The 20,329-nt window shown below is 38.1% G+C and carries 16 protein-coding genes, 1 tRNA gene and 1 pseudogene; 9 read left to right on the forward strand and 9 right to left on the reverse strand.

The annotated features are described in order from the left end of the window. Positions 1-3: 3 nt before the first annotated feature. Together rpsB and DB42_RS01745 are read right to left on the reverse strand one after the other, a co-directional pair. Positions 4-819: a 30S ribosomal protein S2 gene (gene rpsB, locus DB42_RS01740; protein WP_039386639.1), complete on the reverse strand. Its 816-nt coding sequence runs from the start codon at positions 817-819 to the stop codon at positions 4-6. Between the two features lie 80 nt (positions 820-899). Continuing rightward, positions 900-970: transfer RNA gene (locus DB42_RS01745), tRNA-Gly, on the reverse strand. A gap of 127 nt (positions 971-1,097) precedes the next feature. On the opposite strand from DB42_RS01745, the gene DB42_RS01750 reads away from it, so the two are divergent. Together DB42_RS01750 and queF are read left to right on the forward strand one after the other, a co-directional pair. Further along, positions 1,098-4,490 (forward strand): penicillin-binding transpeptidase domain-containing protein, encoded by a 3,393-nt coding sequence (locus DB42_RS01750; RefSeq protein WP_044881459.1) that lies wholly within the window; start codon positions 1,098-1,100, stop codon positions 4,488-4,490. A 686-nt stretch (positions 4,491-5,176) separates the two neighbouring features. Further along, positions 5,177-6,004 (forward strand): NADPH-dependent 7-cyano-7-deazaguanine reductase QueF, encoded by an 828-nt coding sequence (queF, locus tag DB42_RS01755; protein WP_044881460.1) that lies wholly within the window; start codon positions 5,177-5,179, stop codon positions 6,002-6,004. Positions 6,005-6,234: 230 nt separating this feature from the next. Here queF and DB42_RS01760 read toward each other — a convergent pair whose 3' ends face one another. From DB42_RS01760 to DB42_RS01770, 3 genes are all read right to left on the reverse strand, one after another. Beyond that, entirely contained in the window at positions 6,235-9,198 is a 2,964-nt protein-coding gene (locus tag DB42_RS01760; RefSeq protein ID WP_155117373.1) for a hypothetical protein, read from the reverse strand. A gap of 23 nt (positions 9,199-9,221) precedes the next feature. Further along, positions 9,222-10,190, reverse strand: coding sequence for a polysaccharide biosynthesis/export family protein (locus tag DB42_RS01765; protein WP_232044355.1), 969 nt, complete (start codon positions 10,188-10,190; stop codon positions 9,222-9,224). A gap of 319 nt (positions 10,191-10,509) precedes the next feature. Then, on the reverse strand, positions 10,510-11,427 hold the full coding sequence (locus DB42_RS01770) for a glycosyltransferase family 2 protein (protein WP_044881462.1): 918 nt from the start codon (positions 11,425-11,427) through the stop codon (positions 10,510-10,512). Positions 11,428-11,718: 291 nt separating this feature from the next. Between DB42_RS01770 and DB42_RS01775 the strand changes: the two genes are divergently transcribed. The 5 genes and pseudogenes from DB42_RS01775 to DB42_RS11795 all read left to right on the forward strand — a co-directional run bounded on the left by DB42_RS01775 (position 11,719) and on the right by DB42_RS11795 (position 14,850). Continuing rightward, positions 11,719-12,918: an amino acid permease gene (locus DB42_RS01775; RefSeq protein ID WP_044881463.1), complete on the forward strand. Its 1,200-nt coding sequence runs from the start codon at positions 11,719-11,721 to the stop codon at positions 12,916-12,918. 230 nt (positions 12,919-13,148) lie between these two features. Then, a complete protein-coding gene (locus DB42_RS01780) occupies positions 13,149-13,574 on the forward strand; it encodes a hypothetical protein (protein WP_044881464.1) in 426 nt (141 codons plus the stop codon). Positions 13,575-13,579: 5 nt separating this feature from the next. Next, positions 13,580-14,218 (forward strand): hypothetical protein, encoded by a 639-nt coding sequence (locus DB42_RS01785; RefSeq protein WP_044881465.1) that lies wholly within the window; start codon positions 13,580-13,582, stop codon positions 14,216-14,218. A gap of 75 nt (positions 14,219-14,293) precedes the next feature. Then, the gene (locus tag DB42_RS11790) at positions 14,294-14,392 is read left to right on the forward strand and encodes a transposase (protein WP_080502673.1); all 99 of its coding nucleotides are present in this window, start codon (positions 14,294-14,296) and stop codon (positions 14,390-14,392) included. 71 nt (positions 14,393-14,463) lie between these two features. Further along, a pseudogene (locus DB42_RS11795) lies at positions 14,464-14,850 on the forward strand (transposase). On the opposite strand, the gene DB42_RS01795 reads toward DB42_RS11795, so the two are convergent. The 3 genes from DB42_RS01795 to DB42_RS11120 all read right to left on the reverse strand — a co-directional run bounded on the left by DB42_RS01795 (position 14,816) and on the right by DB42_RS11120 (position 17,865). After that, positions 14,816-16,252 (reverse strand): DUF4116 domain-containing protein, encoded by a 1,437-nt coding sequence (locus DB42_RS01795; RefSeq protein ID WP_044881467.1) that lies wholly within the window; start codon positions 16,250-16,252, stop codon positions 14,816-14,818. The pseudogene DB42_RS11795 and the gene DB42_RS01795 overlap by 35 nt on opposite strands. Before the next feature lie 462 nt (positions 16,253-16,714). Further along, positions 16,715-17,725: a rod shape-determining protein MreC gene (locus DB42_RS01800; protein ID WP_052435904.1), complete on the reverse strand. Its 1,011-nt coding sequence runs from the start codon at positions 17,723-17,725 to the stop codon at positions 16,715-16,717. Further along, positions 17,722-17,865 (reverse strand): hypothetical protein, encoded by a 144-nt coding sequence (locus DB42_RS11120; RefSeq protein WP_155117374.1) that lies wholly within the window; start codon positions 17,863-17,865, stop codon positions 17,722-17,724. Before DB42_RS11120 ends, DB42_RS01800 begins: the two co-directional genes overlap by 4 nt. Positions 17,866-18,775: 910 nt before the next feature. On the opposite strand from DB42_RS11120, the gene DB42_RS11125 reads away from it, so the two are divergent. Together DB42_RS11125 and DB42_RS11130 are read left to right on the forward strand one after the other, a co-directional pair. Beyond that, a complete protein-coding gene (locus DB42_RS11125) occupies positions 18,776-18,928 on the forward strand; it encodes a hypothetical protein (protein WP_155117375.1) in 153 nt (50 codons plus the stop codon). A gap of 87 nt (positions 18,929-19,015) precedes the next feature. Beyond that, positions 19,016-19,180: a hypothetical protein gene (locus DB42_RS11130; protein WP_155117376.1), complete on the forward strand. Its 165-nt coding sequence runs from the start codon at positions 19,016-19,018 to the stop codon at positions 19,178-19,180. Between the two features lie 314 nt (positions 19,181-19,494). On the opposite strand, the gene DB42_RS01805 is transcribed toward DB42_RS11130, so the two are convergent. Beyond that, positions 19,495-20,329: leucine-rich repeat domain-containing protein (locus DB42_RS01805; RefSeq protein ID WP_202965061.1), on the reverse strand; the 835-nt coding region annotated here is incomplete at its 5' end.

The following is a 20,329-nucleotide window of genomic DNA, read 5'->3' on the forward strand; positions in this document are numbered from 1 at the left end:
AAATTAAACCTCCGAAATTGCAGAAGCTTTTTCATCGGCCTCATCTTTTTCATCATATTTGCCGCTTACACCTTCTTCGTTTTCCTCATCTTCTTTTACATCGCCTTTGCCAAATGCAATTTGCATTTCGTTTTTCTTTTCTATAATAGCATGAGCTAATGCTTGGATGATAAGTTTAACGCTCTTAAGAGCATCGTCGTTACAGGCAATGACATATTCGATAGGGTCAGGATTACAGTTTGTATCCACTAAGCCCATCACAGGAATACCTAATTTGTTAGCTTCAGCTACAGCGATATGTTCTTTACTTGGATCTACTACGATCACCAGGCCTGGTAGCTTACGCATCCCTCTTATTCCTGAAAGATTGCTATTGAGTTTCGTGTAATCTTTATTTAATAAAGAAAGCTCTTTCTTTGTTAATCCTTCTCCGCCTGAAGTAATACGTTTTTCAATACGTTCAAGCTTTTTAATGGATTGGCGGATTGTTGACATATTAGTTAGCATACCACCTAGCCACCTTTCGCAAACATAAAATTCTCCCGCTTGCTCAGCTAGCTCACGCACGACTACTTTCGCTTGTTTTTTTGTCCCTACAAATAAGATAGAACGATGTTTTGCGACCACCTCTTTAACTACTTCTGTAGCCAATCTTATCTGTTGAAGAGTTTTAGCTAAATCTATGATGTATAATCCATTGCGCGCTTCAAAAATGAAACGTTTCATTTTTGGATTCCATCGACGGGTTTGGTGACCAAAATGAGCACCAGCCTCTAGTAGATCTTTAATAGTAACATTAACTTGTTGTTGTGTTGCCAAGCCTTGTCCCTTTATTTTGACGACGGCATTCTACTTAAGATAGAATTTCGGTCTTGGTTGATATTAGAATTTGTAAATTGAGCGCCTGATCAGAATCGAACTGACACTCGTAGCTTGGAAGGCTACTGTTCTACCATTGAACTACAGGCGCATTTAATGATTGCGAGTTAAATTATGCCTGATGTGGTAATTCTTTTGCAACATCAATTCAATTTTTGCAATCCTATTTTGCTTTAGAATTCAAAATCGTATATTCTCAAAGCCGGACAATAAAAATCATGGCACGACATATACATTCTTCTTCTCGCAGAGCAAAAAGCAATCTTAATATACCAGAAAAGGCTAATAAAATCCTTAATCTGATTTTTATCGCCCTGGTTGTAATTATCCTGCGCATTTGGTACCTGGCTGTTATCCAATATGAGGTCAAATTAGAGGAGGCGCTTAAACCTCAACGAAAGACTGTCATTGAACCCTCTAAAAGAGCTACTATTCGCGACCGCTTCAACTATCCCTTAGCTCTGAATAAAATTTCTTATCGGGCTGCTATCATCTACTCTCAGCTGCGCCACATTCCTTCGATTAGATGGGAAAAGGATGCTCAAGGAAATAAAAAAAAGAAATTTAAACGTAAAGAGTATATTACGCAGCTGTCGCAGCTGCTAGGAGAAGAGCTTCACTTAGATCCTCTAAGGCTGGAGGATCTTATTCATGCTAAAAGCTCATTTTATGGACAGATACCTTTCGTAATTAAAGAAGATCTTACCGAAAAAGAATATTATCGCTTGAAAATGCTTGAAAAGGATTGGTTAGGCCTTCATGTGCAGAAAGTACCTAAGCGCCACTATCCTAAAGGACGTGTAGCTGCAGATATCATTGGATATATGGGGGCGATTAACCGTCAGGAATATGATAAAATCATGCGGGAGATCAAAATGTTGGAAGCATATATTCAAGGTAGTGATGCAGGGGACGAAATACCTCTTCCCTCAGGTGTTGATAATTTAACTCAAGCCCGGCAGCGCCTTCAGGATCTTCTCGATCACGCTTATACGATTAATGACTATGTAGGGAAGGCCGGAGTAGAGGGCAGTTTTGAAAATAATCTAAGGGGCTATCATGGCAAGAAAAGTTATTATTCTGATTCGCGCGGCAATTTCTTAAGAGAATTATCAGGCTCGCATGAGCCTGTAGCAGGACAGCGCATCCTTCTTACGATTTCGGCTGAGCTGCAAGAATATGCAGAGCAACTTCTTATTCAAAATGAACGTATTCGCGAAACGCGTTTATCAAAATATCCTTCCAAGCTTACCAAGCAACCATGGATTAAAGGAGGGGCTATAGTAGCATTAGATCCCCAATCAGGGGAAGTTCTTGCTTTAGCCTCTTACCCACGCACAGACCCTAATGATTTTATTCCCGCTGCTAATCCAGAGGCAGCAAAAAAGAAAATAGCCAACATCATTCGCTGGTTTGAAAGTGAGAATTATATAGCTGAAATGTGGGATCAAAAACGCCCCCTAGAAAGAGAACTTTATCAGGAGGAAACTAAAGAATTTTATGAAGATACCTTAATGGTTGATTGGAATAATTATTTAAAACTTATACTGAAAGCCGATACTCCAATCATGCAGGCTATCCAAGAGGTAGATAGCGTGCAAAAGGCAGTGATTATCCAACAAGCGATTGATAGGTTAATTGAATTAAGTGGCACCTGTAACATCTATGCGCTGTTAAAGCTACTGTATGGTGAAGATGGAACTCAAATGCGAAAAGAAAAAATTCCCCTTCCAACACAGCTGACAATTGAGAATAATTTAAAAGCACACGCCGACAGCGTTGAACAACAAAAGAAAATATTAGCTCCCTATTTTTCTGCTTTATTTTTACATTATGATAAGATCTTACTTGTTGATCTATGCCGCCTTGCCGTCTGTAACGATCGCTTTTCTCCCCAGCTCCTTGCTGTAAAAGGACAGCAATCGCTTGAGGATTATAGAAATTCTTCCGCTGCCTATATTTCTTTACAAGAAACAGCGCAAAAAATGGCTAAAGAATTATTCCATGAACAACATTTCATACCTTGGCGCCAAGAAAATGAAAAGCTTTTTTTAAAAGAAAAACGGGCAGAAGAAAAAGCCCATCATCAATACCCCAAGCCTTATATAGACTATTTTGATAAGCAAGAAAAAGAGATGTTTAATTTGTTTTGGAATGAACATCAATGGGACTTACTTTTAGTCTTTTTGACAGGTCGCCTTCCCTACCATGGATCAGCAGAAATTAGGCCTTATCTTAATCACTTTTTAACCTGGCATAACGAACTGCAAGCAGGTGCTCATGCGGCACTTCCTTGGAAAAATGCCTTTTTTAATTTATCTTTTGTTTTGAAAGGCTTAGATGAAGAGATGACTAAAGATTACTTGCGTACTTTTCGCAGCTTTCATCATCTAGATAGACCCTTACTTGGATATTATCGTTACCTCAACAAAACTAATGGAAAGCAAATAGAAAAGGATCTTGCCCGCGCTTTTTATCCTCTACGGGGATACGGATATGGGCGTTCCCAAGCCTATAGGCAAGCTGCAACGCAGGGCTCTATTTTTAAGTTGATTACCTCTTATGAAGCATTAAAGCAACGCTATCAGCATCTAAACAACGATAAACTCTCTCCTAGCAGCATCAATCCTTTAATTATGGTCGACCAGATCTTTAAAAAAGGTAAGGATACTTTTGTAGGTTATCACCAAGATGGCACTCCTATTCCTCAATATTACAAGGGAGGCCGTATGCTTAAAAGCCATGCCAAAAACATTGGTAAAATTGATATGATTCGTGCCATTGAAACCTCTAGTAATCCTTATTTTTCTATTCTAGCAGCAGAGTATTTAAGCTCTCCGGCTGACCTTTCTCAAGCGGCTTCAGATTTCTCTTTTGGCACACGCACAGGTATAGACTTGCCTGGTGAAATTGCAGGAAAAGTTCCTAATGATCTTATAACCAATCGTACCGGCCTTTATTCTATGGCTAATGGCCAACATACTTTAGTTGTTACCCCCCTGCAGACTAGCATTATGCTGTCTGCTATAGCTAATAAAGGGCATGTTTTGAAGCCCAAGATAGTTTCTTTAACAGCCGGGTACCGTTCACAAGCACAGAGTAAACAACCCCTTGAAGCTGCCTGTCTTGATCACTCCCAAATCGTGAAAAAAGCTCCTACCCTCGTTCAAAGAAACCTATTTATGCCTGATATTATTCGCAATATTCTGCTTATTGGTATGCATAAAGTAGTTTTAAAACAATTATCTGAGGGATTGACTAGCCTTTCCCGCTTTTACCGTGAATATCCTGAAGCTATTGCCGACTATCTCGAGCTCAAAGACGAAATGGTGGGAAAAACCAGCACAGCGGAATCCATGGAGAATATTGACTTAGACTTTTACGATGGGACAAACCTTTATACTCATGTCTGGTTCGGAGGCATTGCTTTTAATCAAAAAATACCTAGCGATTCGCATGCTCTCCTGTATCTAGATCGCTGGGGCAATCCTGAATTGGTGGTGGTAGTCTACCTAAAATATGGCGCCTGGGGAAAAGAATCGGCTCCTTTAGGAGCTCAAATGGTGCGAAAATGGCGAGAAATCAAAGCTCGTCATGAAGCTCATCGCTAATGGCGAAATGTTTTACCAGAAGCTTTAAACCAAATTTTACTTCATTCAGCTTTAAAAAGTTTTGCTTTAAAAGCTTATACTCTTCCCCTCTTAGTAAGTTAAACAAATAAGCCCGCTTAAATCCTTATATGGCAGCCTGCTTTAAAAAATCATCTTAAGACAGCCAATTGTTTATTTATAAGCTTTTAAGCGGTTCTTTATAGAGCGATATGCTTAAAAAAAAACTATTCTTAATTAAAAGGGGAAGCTCAAGAAGATTTAAGTGTCTATTTAGCTTACATAATTGCTTTTTTTAAAGCTTCTTAAGTCCTATAAGGGCGATAAAAAAGAAAGCATGGCTATCTGTTTTTTTAATTGGGAGTTGAGGGATAGAATTGAGGGCAATAAGCCAAACTACGAAAAAAAATTGTATTCGATCAAGGAATTGATAATTTTCCCTTATTGAAGCAAAGGGTGAAATAAAGGTTTCCAGACATAGTTTACCCTAGCTGTTATCATCATTGCTCTCAGATTTACAAGCTAGCCTTCTCTTTATTTTGCAAAAAAAGCTCTGTTTCCTTGCATAGCTCTATTTTTGAGAGGTGCTTAAGATAGCTCTCTTAAGAGTTAACCATTGAAAAAATATCATTTTGCAGAGTATGGTAGATGCTTAAATTAAACTTTATTTTATCGGAAAAGTGGCTTTTATGAAGGATGAAACTCTTATCAATTCACCACTAGGAAAACAGACCTTTTATGATACTGTATATGATCCTAGCTTACTATGCCCTTTACCTAGAGATAAACAACGCCAAGCAATTGGGATTGCTGATGTAAATTTACCTTTTCAAGGCTATGATGTTTGGAATGCTTATGAGCTGTCATGGCTTAACGTAAAAGGCAAACCTCTCCTAGCGATAGGAGAATTTTTCTTTCCTTGCCAATCCCCTTATATTGTAGAATCTAAATCTTTTAAACTTTATTTAAACTCCTTCCATCAAACAACCTTTGCCAATCTAGAAGATGTCCAGGCCATCTTAGAAAAAGATTTAGCAAAATGTGTGGGCCAGCCAGTAAAAGTTAACCTTATTCAATCTAAAGATTATGCAAGCCTTTGCTTAAAAAATCTCCCTGGGTTTTGCTTAGACAATTTAGATATTGAAACCAATCTTTACGCGGTCGATCCTTCCATTCTTGAACATGCCGCAGAACTTGTGGAGGAAGAATTTTATTCTAATCTTTTAAAATCTAACTGCCCTGTTACCAAACAACCTGATTGGGCAAGTCTTTACATTCATTATATAGGGCCTAAAATTAATAAAGAGTCCCTTCTTAAATATATTATTTCCTTTCGCAGCCACTATGAATTTGGAGAGCATTGTATTGAACGTATTTTCATGGATTTGCAAAAATATTGTCGCTGTCATAAGCTGACAATTTATGGCCGGTACACCAGACGAGGGGGCATAGATTTAAATCCCTTTCGTTCAAATTTTGAAAGCTTCATGAGAAATATCCGGGATTATCGCCAATAATTAGGCCAAGGATGAAAATCCGTAAAGCAGAAAAAAATTTTAAGAGGAGAGGATAAAAAACATTTCCTGATTATTTTCCTCGTGTGGCTCGTGTGGACTGATGCAGCGCCATTAATATCTGGCTACCTTTTTAATTGCTCTTATTGTTATCCTAGAGAGGCTAAAAACTTCTTTAGCTTAGCTTTCAAAATGAGGCAGCGAAGCTGATAGCAAAAACATTTACTGCTCTTCTAACTTTCTGCAGGGCTAAAGATAAAAGTAACTCTTTTCTTATCTGCTAAATGCTCTTTGTAAGGCATATAAGTTTTCAAATCTGAAAGAGACTCATTAGTCAAGTTAACAGCCACATGATCAAATATCTTTGTTAAGAGATCCGCTTGTCCACTAGCTGGCATAGCATCGCTAACGACTAAGACCCAATCGTATCTTTGCACAAGCTGCTCTAATAAATTTTTGAAACGGTGGGAGCCGATTAATTCTACTGCAAATCGTGAGACGCCTCCTTCGTAAATGCAATCGTACGAGCCCTGGGAAGTAATCATGGGTTCTTCAATCTCTCCTTGCAGATATTGAATTAATCCTGTCCCATACCCTTGGGAAGTCGCTTTAAAACAGATAGGTATTAAGACAACCTTTTGACCAAGCTTGGTTAAGAGCTTGGCTAAGTGATAAGAATAATCAATTCCAGCTCCATTCAGGAGAAGTAAGGACTGTCCTATCTGCGACTGTGAGCTATTGGTCATATAAGCAATCATACGACGCAGAACATCTAAATCTTGGTCCATCAAATTTTCATTAGAATCATTAGAAGCTTTAGGAGTTAGATGGCCAGAGAGGTGTAAATCGTTAGCTTTAAGATTAGAGGGGCTGACTCGAATGCCAGATACGGTGGATTTAATAATAAAGAAGGTAAAAGTTATAAAGGCCCCCGTAAACGCACCGAAGGCAGCATACAACAAACTACGCGGAGACTTTGGATGCAGAGGAGGCACCGCAAAATCTTGAGGATAAGATTGCAAGATCTCTAAATTACTCGTCAAATTCTTTGATTCTACTAAACTTGTAATTTCTTCCACCATCTTTTGATTAATGAGCAGCTGCTGATCGATTAAACGCTCTTCAACCCATTTGTTAGGTAAATCCTTCATTTCTTTACGCAGCTGTTCTTGATGCTGAACGATGAGGTTAGTCTCCTGCTTTAGATCATTTAAGCGTATTGCCATATATTCCTGCATATGCTTATCTAAAATAGAAATTTGCTGACGTAACAGGCCTAATGTTACACTTTGCAGGGAAACGATTTTTTCTTTAATCAGCTGTTCTTTAAGCTTATGAAGCATAGCAGCTTGATTTAGGTGTTGGCGCAAGAAATCTTTTTGAACATCTAATTGTTCTTTCAAACGTTCCATTTCTTTAGCACTGCGATTGTTTTGATCTTTGATGGCCTGAACAATTTGTGAAGCTTTAGAGATCATCTCGTTGGTGACAAAATCATTTTGAATTCCACTCATTGAAGTCACTTCAAAATTAGGATTTTTCAGCTGCTCGATCATAAAATCCAGTTGGCGGATCAAACCTTGCACTTCATTAAGCATGCGAGTGTAAGAGATATACAATTCTTTAGAAGTTACAATATCAATCCCTTGAAATTCATTTTGAGGGCTTTGTTGAAAGGCTAAACGCTCTTGAATGACTTTTTCTTGCACATCAAAAAGATGTATTAAATTTTTTAAGTAAGACACAAAGTTTTCTTTCGCTGTTTTTAATGCTAAAGCCTTGTCAGTCCTTTCTTCTTCAGAAAAACAGCTATCCATATCATTTTGGGCGACTAGCAATTTATCTTGCCAAGCTTGTACAGCAAATTTTGAATCATTAACTAAAAGAGCTATGGTAGGCTGACCTTGCCCACTTTCTAGACTTCTTAGCAAGCAAGTAGCTTCTATAGATAGACGCTTGGCTTGTTCCAAATCTAATAACTGTTCAGTAAAGCTATCATGAAAATGATGATTACCAGAAGGATAAGCATTTTTTAAAGCAATATCTAAGGCATCGCTTTGCTGCTTTAAAGCTCTAATTTCTGCCAATGATTGATTGATAACGCCGGGATCACCTTGTAGATCATAAAAAGCACAGTTTTCTTGCTGGGCGTGACTTAATCTCCTAATTGCTAACTCTATATCATATAATTTCTGCTGGTAATGCGTTTGATTGGCAGAATAAAACTCTATGGCTTTAAGCGAATTAAAAAAGCCACTGGTAGAAATGTCCGATGACATATTTTTTGCATGCGCAACCATCATTTGACGCAATTTAGCTCCCATTTCCTGCTGGCGTTTTTCTAAGTAAGCAATCTGCTCCTGAGAAATACGCTTTTGCTCTTGGCGAATATGCTCCTGATAAATCAGCATCATAGAATTTAAAATTTCTGTGCCTACATGACGATTACTATGTTGCAATTTAATATGAAGAAGATTGCGGTCATTTTGATCCGCTTGGATGGATAAAGCGGCCAATAGATCTTCCGATACTCTGTGCAAGGGCATCAACTCTAAATACCATTGAGTACCCGCTAAAGGCTCAGAGGATTTCTTCATAACGGTAAAAGCATAATCCTTACCTGTTACTTTTCGCCCCCATTCATGCTTACCTATCTTTCTATTATTTTCATCATAAACTTCAAAAAATTCTTCATTAATGAAATGAAGAGTAAAAACTTTAGAAATCTCATCATTGTAAGCTACATCTTGCAGCCATAAGCTTGGGGGATGATCGGGTAAGATGGGTTTTTTAAGGGAAATGAAATGAGCATATTCCACTAAAATATTTTCCGGTATGGACCCCAGTAAATCAAAGCGGGGTTCCATTTTTATCAATAAGCCCTGCAAGCCGCGTCGGTAAATTAACTTCTCCATAAGCTTGCGAGATTTGATGGTAGCTAAAGCTTCACCTTCAGTCTCATTAGCACCGGAAATAAGAAGCTGACTTAATGTAGAAAGACCCGACTTGGATTTACCTTTGTCTTTGAAAGTGCCAGAGATATTGTAAATAACAGGCCGAGATAGAGCAAAGCAGGCAGCAAAGATGCAGCAAAATAAGGCAACAGATATAATAGCGACCTTATGTATCTTTAAGATATGCAAAAGATCAGTGATAGTAATCACACTTTCTGAAGGATATTTATCTATCGGCGGCATATTAAGGTAAACCTCTACTACAATCAATCGTTAATTAACTGGTATGTTCCATATCCTGCTTGAAGGCCAGTAAAGCTAGGAATCAACTGCTCAATAAATCTATTCCATTGCGTCAAAGGCTTTTCGGCTACATATACAGTATCCCCAGGCATCAATAGTAAGCTATCGTTGGGCAAATGCACGATGTGATCTAAAGAGACTAGGTAGACTTTAGGACAAAGCATATTCCCACGAATCACATGGATGCAGTTGCCATTACCCGTAAAAGGAATACCCCCCGCCGTCACTAAAGCTTCACGTAGAGAAATAAAGCCGTAAGGAACATTGATGGGGCGAGGAGCCCGCACCTCTCCCATCACCATAACTGTAGCATCCGAGGGAGCAGCAATAAAGATTTTATCCCCTCCACGCATTACAATATTTTGTTTCATATCCCCTTCATTGATTAACCTATGCAAATCAATAGGCAATTGACGTCCCTCGCGCATTACATAGCTTTTAAATAAGTTAGCGCCTGGCGGAATATGAGATCTGGCAAGCACTTCATAAAGACGCATTTTTCCGTCTACCGGTACGGTAGGAATAGAAACTAAACCTATTAACTCCACACGACGTTGTAGGCGATCACGGTAATTGACATAAACTTCTATATCCTGAATTTGGTCCCTAAAAGCTCTTTGTAATTCCTCACGAGCTTCTTCTAAAGTAAGCCCTTTGACTGCCAGGGGAGGTAAATCGGGTACATCTATTTTTCCTTGATAGACTTTAAATCCACCCGTTGACTCATTGATAAATTGAATAGACTGCATTAAATCTTTACGGGTGGGATGATAAACAGCAATGTTTAAAATATCATCTTCAGCGATCACATCACGGTACTCTAACATATCCTCTTCTGCTAGCTCTCCAAGCTCTACTCCCTCTAGCTCTAAGATAGCTAGCTTTCCTTGACGTATGCGATAAGAGTCTATCACAAATTCGTCAGGTCCCATAATGGGATAGTCAAAATTAGCAGTTGAGCAAGAAGCGAAAATTATAAGGAGAGATACATTTAGTAAAACAAAAGGCGAAAACAAAAAATTAATTTTTACTTTCTTTCTTTTCTCGCTTAAAGGCATGTCATAAGCCTCTTTGAATAAAATGAATTTTTAAACTTGATAGAATTAAAGTGATCTTTCTTCTCTTAATTCAATCTACCTTATTTATATCTCTTAAAATTGTATTACAGCTTTAAATGCAGATAGTAGAACCTACATCCGCTGTTTAGGAGGGAATAACAAGGCAGTGTAATGATGTTAAACCTATTGCATTTTAAGAGGTAGTAATTTTTTTCCAGTAATACTTTTGGCTACTTAAAGCTTTTTTCCACCACAAGGGAGCATTAATGCTAGCCTGCCCTAAGCGATATCCTGCCCATTTAGCACCTATATGCATTAAAGCATAAGGGAGCAATAAAGGTTTTTCTTGATACAGCTGCTTAAGCATACATGTAGCATAGTGGTTCCCTCTCAATTGGTCGTCTTCCGCACAATTTAAAATATTTTCATATTTTTTTCGCATCAATCCTGTATCAAAATATCGACAGAATTCTTGGCGTAAACTATAGCGATGAGAGTGTCTTACTTCCGCCTCTGCTACGTAAGCAATTTTATGCCCTATTTTCAAAAGTTGAGCAGTCGCTAGTGTATCTTCTCCTAAAAGAACAGAACGAAAGCCTTTAACTTCATCTAAAGCGCTGTTTAAGTACGCAGCGCATGAATCTGAACAAAAAAATGTATAGGAGCCATAACGGCGCCTATCAGCAATACTTCGAATTTCACTTCGAACAGGATAATTGTAATACCGAGGAAAAGATTCAAAAAAGTCGGCTCCTTCATGGGGAATTTGCCTTGCATAGGCGATCGATGCTTTGCCCTGTATAATGGGTTCAACCAATTTTTCTAAAACTTGCGGATTTACCGCATAGGCATCAGGGGTTAACATGACTACCAAATCAGTGCCTAGATGTTTCCTTGCTAGCTCGCGGGTCCTGCCATGGTTGAAAGTTGCTTGTGGGATTGATAAAACTTCTACACCTAATGAATAAGCAAGCGATCTGGTTTGATCCCTCGATGACGAATCTACTACAAGGATTTTTGGGCTTAACGATGATTGCATGATAGGATTAAGACAGCGTACCAGATGCTTCTCAGCATTTAATGTTAGAACGACTACGCCCACTGATTTCATAACCTTTGAACTACCTTACTTAGATTCATTTAATGTGCGAGGAGTTAAAATTGTTGGCCTTCTGTCTCTCTTTCATGGCGATCATTACCTAAAAAAAGAAATAGCTTAAGACACATTAACCCTCAATTCAGCAAATTTCATTCTATTTCCTAAAAAATGCTAATTTAAGCTTAAAACCCTCTAATTTGCAAAAACATTTTGTTTTTATCTATTTTTTTGATAATTTTCTGCCTTAAAGCAATTTTTAACATCTCTTTTCCTGCATATAAAACCTAGGGTACTTAAATTTCTATGCCTACTATAAATAACAAATTCAGCACTCTTAGTGGAATATTACTTGTTTCAGGCACTTGTATCGGTGCAGGCATGCTTGCCCTACCTGTTGTAACTGGCTTCTCAGGATTCTTACCAGCCATGGCAGTCAACCTTATCTGTTGGATATTTATGCTAATCACCGGCCTGCTTTTTTTGGAAGCCACGCTCTGGATGAAAGAGGAGGCGAACGTGTTATCCATGGCCGCACGCTTTTTTGGACCTTGTGGTAAGTGGATAGCAGGAGCAGCTTTTCTCTTTCTTTATTATTGCTTAGAGGTCTCTTACATTGCTGGCGGTACTCCTCTTTTCATCTCCCAAGCCAAAAGCTTGGGCTTTCATCTCACAGGTTATAAAGGCTACCTAGCCTTTGCTAGTCTTTTTGGTTTCATTGTTTTCTTAGGCTCGCAAGTAATAGACCGGGTAAATTTAATCCTTATGATAGCGCTTGTTTTCTCTTACTTTTTGCTCATAGGATTAGGAAGTACCGAAGTACAAATGAGCTTTCTTACCCGAAGAAATTGGAATGTATTTTTATTAGCAATGCCTACCCTTTTTAGCGCTTATGGCTATCATAATATTATACCTTCTTTAACCACCCTTATGCATCGTAATGTGCAACAACTACGGACGGCTATTGTGATAGGCACTAGCCTCCCCTTTATTATCTACACCTTATGGCAATGGATGATTATTGGAACAATTCCTGAATCGCAAATAGTTAAGGCGGTCGCTGAAGGAATCCCCGTTACTCAACTCCTCCATACAATTACAGGACACCCTTGGATTGGCTTTTTAGCTACCTATTTTGGATATTTTGCTCTGATTACCTCTTTTTTAGGAGTCTCTCTTTCTATGGTAGATTTTTTAGCCGATGGAATATCGGCAAAAAGCCAAGGATGGACACGTATACTTCTTTGCTTAATAGTTTTTATCCCTCCCGCTATCTTTGCTGGCAGCTATCCAGGCATATTTTTAGAGGCTTTAGGAATTGCTGGTGGCTTTGGGGAAGCAATCCTTAATGGACTGCTTCCTATCGGCATGGTCTGGCTCGGTCGTTATAAATTTTATCTACCCTCCCAAGAACAGGTAAGAGGTGGTAAACCTCTATTATTAGCCTTATTAGCATTCACATTATTGATCATTGCTCTAGAAACTTACCATCTGGTGAGAGGCTAACCATAAAGCTTTTACTTGCTAATCTTGACGCTCCCCTCTCGTTACCTGCTTAATTTATTTTAAGCTGCTAGAGGCAAAGTTGTAGATAAAAAGCTTTAAGGGATAAGAAAACAGCATTCTCATTTTTAATCTTATGTGTTCTAATTGAACTTCTTCTGTCTCTTAAAATAAATGATGGAAAAGTAGACAACATTTCAACGCTTACTTTTCCGCTAGAAGAAGAATGTATTATGCTAATTGATCATGATTACCAAATTATATCGGAAGTATTTTTAAGAAAGATTAAAGACAATCTCGAATTTTTATTTAATTCCAAAAATGAAGCGATGGATAAAACTCTTAAAGTTTTATTACATGACTTCCAAATGCGCAAAGTTTTATCTAGAGAAGATATAGCTGCTCTTACTAAAGAAAAAAGAAAATTTATGGTAAACCGGCTAGGCCAAGGAGTTTACCATGCTGCCAAGCAATTGGTAGACAAATTTTCAAATGAGGAAGAAAGCGTCTTGGCTAAAGAAATGTTAAGCCTTCCTCCAGAATTAACTCAATTTTCGTTCGGCTCTATATTAATTTTAGTAGAAGTAGTAAAAAAATTGATACAAACTAAAAAAAAATATTTTTCGACTAATTTAATTAATAAAATTAAAGGCTTATAAAAAATATGAACACATTGCAATCCCAGTTGAATTTATTAACTAAAATGAAAAACACTCTAAACGATGAGTTCAACCTCGATCATTTAGACATAATCAATTGTTATTTTAAGAAAACGAGTTTAAAATCTTCAGTAGTTTATAAGTGGCTAGAAAATGCCCGACGCCAAGCTATTACCCATAGCACAGATTCTAAATTTCCTATTGTTCGACGCGACTTTACTACTTACTTAGATAAAAGAATTGCTACATTTCAAGCTTGTATATTAAAGGAGCCGAAGAAAAATTCTGCCCTTGTACCTGATATTTGGAGAGCCAAATTTGCAGAATCTTCCTCTAACCAAACAATTTTGCTCACAGCAAGCATGCACGTCCACGATCTTTTATTTGCTTGTCATGAGATTATAAAACACCTTAACCTTCATTCTAACCATTGGATGAAAAAAGAATTAACGCCTTTTATTGATGAATCTCTTCCTACTTATTTAGACTTATTGCCTAACTTATCTGATCAGTTAAAATGTGATATTCATGCCAGTTTTGAAGAATTGAAGAATTTAATGATACAAGAAGATTTTAGAAAAGCTGAAGCTCAACTAAACTTAATCCAAAATCGCATTATGCCTACCCAGAAAGCTTTTAATTAAATGGAAAGAAAGAAAAGGATAACAACTTCCAAAAAATTGCTTTTCTAGAAAGAGAAAGCTCACCAGGATTGCCTTATTGACTCTACCTCTATTGCCGTTGGTCATAAACAAAGAATTACAAGAAATAAGGTTTTTAAAGGGGGAGCTAAAAGAGGAAAAGCCCCTTCAGGATGACTTTCAGAGCCTTAAACATCGCCTGATTATCAATGGTAAGGGACAGATTTTAACTTTTTCAGCCCAACTTTATGAACATTTCCAATGTTTTTATGGTCGGCATTTTGTCAAAAAACCTGATGGGAAGGCTGTCTAGCGATAAAGGTTATCTTTCCTTTAAGCTAAGGCAAAAGTTTATTAATCGCGGCTTTTTAGAGCTATTGACATGTATACAATCGAATATAAAGCGAAAATTGATGTCCTTTTAAGACAAAATTTTACTAAGAAAAAGATTTATAATCGAAACTGTAAACGAGCAACTAAAAAACATTTCTTACATTGCCTATACACTCAGATTAAGAAGCGTAGCAAATTTTCTAGCCAATATGCTGGCAGGAGTAGCAGCTTATTGCCGCCAGCCAAAAAAGCCCTCATTAAGGTTTTCTAGCCAAGAAACGAGCCTTTTGATTGCTGCCTAAAAAGCTCGAAACTCAGGTCAACAAGTTCAGGATTATTCTGCAGCTCTTCGCTAGCGTACCTAAGCGCCAAACCATCTTGCTGGATAGCTGCAAGAACAATTTCTCTATCGTTCTTCAAAGTTTTGCTAGCATACATAAGTACAGAGCCTCTTCTCCGGACGGCGGCAAGAAGGATTTCTCTATCATTTTGAAGCTCTTGACTAGCATACCTAAACGACAGACCAAATTTCTGCACGGCAGCTAGAACGATTTCTCTCTCATTCTGGAGTTCCTTGCTAACATACTTAAGCCCCCATGGTGCTTGCTGGACAGCGGCAAGAATGATTACTCGATTATTTTGAAGCTCTTGGCTAGCGTATCTAAGAGCCAAGCAGTCTTGCTGAACAGCTGCAAGAACAACTTCTTCATCATTTTGAAGCTCTTGGCTGGCATACTGCAGGGCTAAACCAGCATGTTGAACAGCTGCAAGAACGACTTCTTTATCATTTCGAAGCTCTGGGCTGGCATACTGCAGGGCTAAGCCAGCATGTTGAACAGCTGCAAGAACGATTTCTTTATTATTTCGAAGCTCTGGGCTGGCATATTGCAGGGCTAAGCCAGCATGTTGAACAGCTGCAAATACGACTTCTTTATTATTCTGCAGCGCGTGGTTAGCATACTGCAGGGCTAAGCCACCATGCTGGACAGCTGCAAGAACGACTTCTTTATCATTTTGAAGCTCTTGGCTGGCATACTGCAGGGCTAAGCCAGCATGTTGAACAGCTGCAAGAACGATTTCTTTATTATTCTGCAGCGCTTGGCTAGCATGCTGTAGGGCTAAGCCATCATGCTGAACGGCAGCAAATACAACTTTTTTAGCATCCTGGAAATCTTGGCAAGTCTGCTGCATTGCTAAGTCATCATGCTGAATAGCCGCAAGGACACCTTCCCTATCGTTTTGATGATCTTTACTAGCATCCCTAAGTGTATTCACTTTTTGCTGGGCACTAATTTGAAGCTTTTCTTTAAAATTTTTCAGCTCTACCGCCTCTTTTCTGAGAGTAAGAGGAAATATTTTTTTATCGTCTCTAGAAGGTGGACCCTCATACTTAGATATGCCGCCATAGTACTTGGCCGGCTTTGGCAAAGCGTCTTTATCATTCTCTCTTTTACAAGCAAAGTCCCCAATTCCTACAAGGATATTTCCTAATACAGGAATTAATAAAATTATACACCGTCCAAAACTTTTTCCGTTAAGGTAGGAATAGTAAGGACATTTAGAAATATTCTTTTCTTGCTTAAAGGGTATGATAAAAACTTTTTGAAAGATACAAACTAAATTAGTCACAGTACTTATGATAGGCACGTAATCGGCCTTATGATCAATAAATCGGCATGCTTTAGATGATAGATTTATTTGCATAATACACCTAGTGTTTTAATAATTTACTAAAGCAAGATGGTATAGAAAAATTTTATTAAATAATGTATAAAAAATAAGAGACCTAAATAATTTTTTTGATTGAAGGAGATAAGAAAAATTATAAGTCATTGAACTGAAAAAAAATATGAAAAAAATAAAGAAAACTTATTCAAGCAAGCCATGTAGCCACGCTGGCTAAGAAGGACAAGTCTTAAATTCTAATACCTGCAAAAAAGTGATCAGCCATCTAAAAAAAATCTAAAATAAGAGAAGCTTATCCTCACCTCTTTTCTTCTAATCACATGTGATACACTTTTAAGCGAATCCTTATGCAGCCCCGTACTCTATACGATTTCTCTTGTTAAGTAGAAAGGCATGTTTCATAGGGTTGGATATGCAGACTAAGTTTTTTTAAGCGTATAAATTGTAATTTTAAAAGATAAGATAAAAGGAAATTAAAAATTAACGTAAATTAGGCTGATCTTTTTCATTAAATTCTGATGGGGCTATAACATACACCCATGTTAGGTCATCTAAATTTCCTATCGTGGGTTTAGCCTCTAATTCGAAGGCGAAATCTCCTTCCCTTAAAAGATTTACTTTTGTCACTATTGCCACCTTAAGGCCAGCTGGAAAGACTCCATCCATGCCTGTAGTTACTAAAAGATCGTTTACTTTTATTAAAGGCATAGCTTTTTCTTGTGAAGAACCTATAGGCTCCCCAGAACGTAAATCGCGTGCAGGCCCCTGCTCATCTTCGAAATCATAATTAAAACCTGACCCACGAAGGAGATGGCCATCTGTTCGCCAGATAGGACGGCTTTGTCCTCGAATTTCCCCTTTAGCTAAGTACCAGGTATGCTTTTTTTCCAATAACTTTAGACGCAAATGGCGCAATACATTTTCCGCTAGCATTTTTTCCCGCCCATTGTCAAACAACTCTCCATGAGCATGTATATACGCAAGTAAATCAGGAATATATTCTGCGATAGCTTTACCCTGCTCATACCCTCTGGCCACGCGCACCGAAGGTACAAGTCCCGAATCTGTAATCAGCCTCACACGTGATTGCCTTTTTCCCATATAATCTATCACGCCTACCACTGAATCACCGACCAATACAGGACTGTTCTTAGCCACCAAAGGACTTTCATAGACTTCATTCGTTTCTTCTCCCACGTTAATCCACAAAGAACTATTCCAGGTTCCTAGAGAACGAAAGATAATACGAGCTGCTACTGCCTCGTAAGAGGGTTCTTGAATCTCAGGCATGCTATTTTCATGTAAATCTGTGGGCATTAGATTTTTTAATTCTTGCTTTTTTTGCCCTTTTAAATGGCTTAAGCCTTCCCAAATGGGAGAGAGAATAGCCAAAACCCTTCCGCGCATCCACTCAGAAGTCGTTAAGGGGAGACTCATTGTAAGTAAAAGCAGGACAAAAAGAATCAATAAAGGTTTGGAGGTTTTTCTCATTGGACGATGGCTAAAAGATGAATAATGTGCAGAAGAGTATTAATTGCTACGCCACGAATTCTTGTATGGCTATTAGGCTCTCTACAAATGGCATAGTCTTCTTGAAGAATCCCCTCTTGCTTTGATATTAATTCACTCATAGCAACTGTTCCTCACTAATTATTTATAAGGTTAAACTTCTTATCTTTTGAGCTTCTAAACATTCCTTTTAACATACAATGCATTTTCATTATAAGCAAGCATGTCTACTGCATGGTTCTATATCCAAACTGTTTTTTTAAATCTATTGATTACAAAGGGCGGCTATTAGCCGACCACTATAGATACAGGAAAATAAAAAACAATTATCTCAAAGAATAGAGTGGAATTGGCTTAATAAAGCTTTAGGCGCTTCTTTGATTGTGTGATCTAATAAAAAACACCCATTTACTCGTATTACTAGCACCAGGTTTGTAGATTTTTTTCTAGAGGAAAAAGTATTGCTTTTAGCATGGATAGAAGAGGAAGGGCAACAGATAATGTAGAGCGTTCGTGGAGGTCAGTTAAGTATGAAGATATATAGCTGAGAGGTTACCAAGGCGGGCTTGAAGTTTATCAAAGACTTACCACATATAATGATAGGAGCAGAACCAACACGGTCATTGAAAATCCAATCTACCTAGTACTACCTCGTTAAGTAAATTTCTAGTATGAATATAGACAAGGTTTGTTAATTAAGGAAAGGGCAATGGATCTAGATCAATTAAATTCCATTCGTGAACAACTTAATGAATGGATCAATGTTTTTAAAGCCCACTTAGGAAGAACAGAAAGAGTCCACTAATGCAGATTATACATCTTAAGATTATATTGGGAGAGTTCGATAAAAGACAGTTAACCCTTGTGGCTCGAATTTCTGAAAATCATAGCTTCTGGCCTCTAGATATTCATTTAAATTTTACCCTAAACATTAGAGATAGGCCAAGAAAAAACCTTAGGAGTTGTGGATAAAAACTTTAAGCCGCCTTCTGCCAAGAAGTGGTTAAAAAAATTGATACAGGGAGGGGGTAAGTGGCAAAAGGTAAAACTACCCTTCAATCGAAGAAACATTGTGAAGTGATGACTATACGGGTTAAAGAAACCATCACAGAGGCATCTTATAGACCAGGGGTTGAAAGATGGCTAATCCTGGAAAAGTTAGGAAACGATCAATATAAATGCTAGGTTTCCAATGCCTCAAAAGATACTTCTCTCATACATATAGTAGAATAGAGTCATGAAAGATGTAGAATTGAGCAAGGCTATTAGCAGATGAAAGAGGAGCTAGAATTAGATCACTTTGAGGGACAGCCATGGATAAAGCTTCATCATCATCTGATGTTATGTTTTATCGCTTATAGCTTCTTAACCGTACTGGACTACCAGGCAAAAGATAAAAGAACCTCCATGCCTACCTCAAGTAAGAAGATTGATTAACAGCTTATTTTGCATTACTATTTGCCCTTTTTGCCAAGCTATTCATAACTCATCTAAAAGGATATTTTTTGATACACCTTAAATTTAATGAAGTAGCACTATCACAGCCATCAAAATTTTAGTTCGTCAGTTCTGTTTTCCCAGCCATAACACTTTGCAGAAAAAAAGAGAAACTTCTAGACGTTATAAATGTGTAGATCAGTTTAAGCTTGCTTAGTTGCCGGAAGAAAAGCGGGTTATTTCTTTAAACATAAGGTGGTTAAAAGTTTCTTATTTCATTTTAGCCCACCCAAATTTAAAAAGTACTTACTATTCTACAATTGAAAACGCTGCCTTATTTTTTCGTCGATATCTTTCAAAGGATTTTCCGCTAATTCAAGCACTCGCAGCTTAGACAGCTGCTCAATTTCTTTAGGAAGGTTGGTTAGCTGGTTTTGATTTAATTCAAGTTCTCGCAGCTCAGACAGCTGCCCGATTTCTGCAGGCAGAGCGGTGAGCTGGTTTTGATTTAAGTAAAGCCATTGTAGTTGAGATAGCTGCCCGATTTCTGCAGGCAGAGCGGTGAGCTGGTTTTGATTTAAGTAAAGCCATCGCAGCTGAGACAATTGACCGATTTCTGCAGGCAGGTTGGTGAGCTGGTTTTGATTTAAGTCAAGCGTTTGCAGCTGAGACAGTTGCCCAATTTCTGTAGGCAGAGCGGTGAGCTGGTTTTGATTTAAGCTAAGTTGTAGCAGCTGAGGCAATTGACCTATTTCTGCAGGCAGAGCGGTGAGCTGGTTTTGATTTAAGCTAAGCTGTAGCAGCTCAGACAGCTGCCCGATTTCTGCAGGCAGAGCGGTGAGCTGGTTTTGATTTAAGTTAAGCTGTAGCAGCTGAGATAACTGGCATATTTCTTGGGGTAAATAAGTCAAGCCTACTCTAGATAAATCTAAAGCCATGATGTTTTTACCATTTTCTTTAATCCAATCTCTAAGAAGCCCTCCTTTTTTTTCTAGAGGCAAGTGCTTAATTTCTTCTCGGCTCAAGTATTCTTCCCCACCAGGAAGTTTTTTCCAAAGTAAAAGGCGATTAATATTTAAGAGATAAGAAGAGTAATTAGCCAGAGTTAAGTCTCTTTTTTCTTCTGTTTTCTCTTTAAATTCCCGAGGA

This window comes from Neochlamydia sp. EPS4, assembly GCF_000813665.1.
In the GTDB taxonomy this organism is placed as follows: Bacteria; Chlamydiota; Chlamydiia; order Chlamydiales; family Parachlamydiaceae; genus Neochlamydia.

Coding starts and splice junctions, on each gene's coding strand:
- DB42_RS01750 (WP_044881459.1), top strand. CDS start 1,098: ATGGCACGACATATACATTCTTCTTCTCGCAGAGCAAAAAGCAATCTT.
- queF (WP_044881460.1), top strand. CDS start 5,177: ATGAAGGATGAAACTCTTATCAATTCACCACTAGGAAAACAGACCTTT.
- DB42_RS01760 (WP_155117373.1), bottom strand. CDS start 9,198: ATGCCGCCGATAGATAAATATCCTTCAGAAAGTGTGATTACTATCACT.
- DB42_RS01765 (WP_232044355.1), bottom strand. CDS start 10,190: ATGGGACCTGACGAATTTGTGATAGACTCTTATCGCATACGTCAAGGA.
- DB42_RS01770 (WP_044881462.1), bottom strand. CDS start 11,427: ATGAAATCAGTGGGCGTAGTCGTTCTAACATTAAATGCTGAGAAGCAT.
- DB42_RS01775 (WP_044881463.1), top strand. CDS start 11,719: ATGCCTACTATAAATAACAAATTCAGCACTCTTAGTGGAATATTACTT.
- DB42_RS01780 (WP_044881464.1), top strand. CDS start 13,149: ATGCTAATTGATCATGATTACCAAATTATATCGGAAGTATTTTTAAGA.
- DB42_RS01785 (WP_044881465.1), top strand. CDS start 13,580: ATGAACACATTGCAATCCCAGTTGAATTTATTAACTAAAATGAAAAAC.
- DB42_RS01795 (WP_044881467.1), bottom strand. CDS start 16,252: ATGCAAATAAATCTATCATCTAAAGCATGCCGATTTATTGATCATAAG.
- DB42_RS01800 (WP_052435904.1), bottom strand. CDS start 17,725: ATGAGAAAAACCTCCAAACCTTTATTGATTCTTTTTGTCCTGCTTTTA.
- DB42_RS11120 (WP_155117374.1), bottom strand. CDS start 17,865: ATGAGTGAATTAATATCAAAGCAAGAGGGGATTCTTCAAGAAGACTAT.
- DB42_RS11130 (WP_155117376.1), top strand. CDS start 19,016: ATGAAAGAGGAGCTAGAATTAGATCACTTTGAGGGACAGCCATGGATA.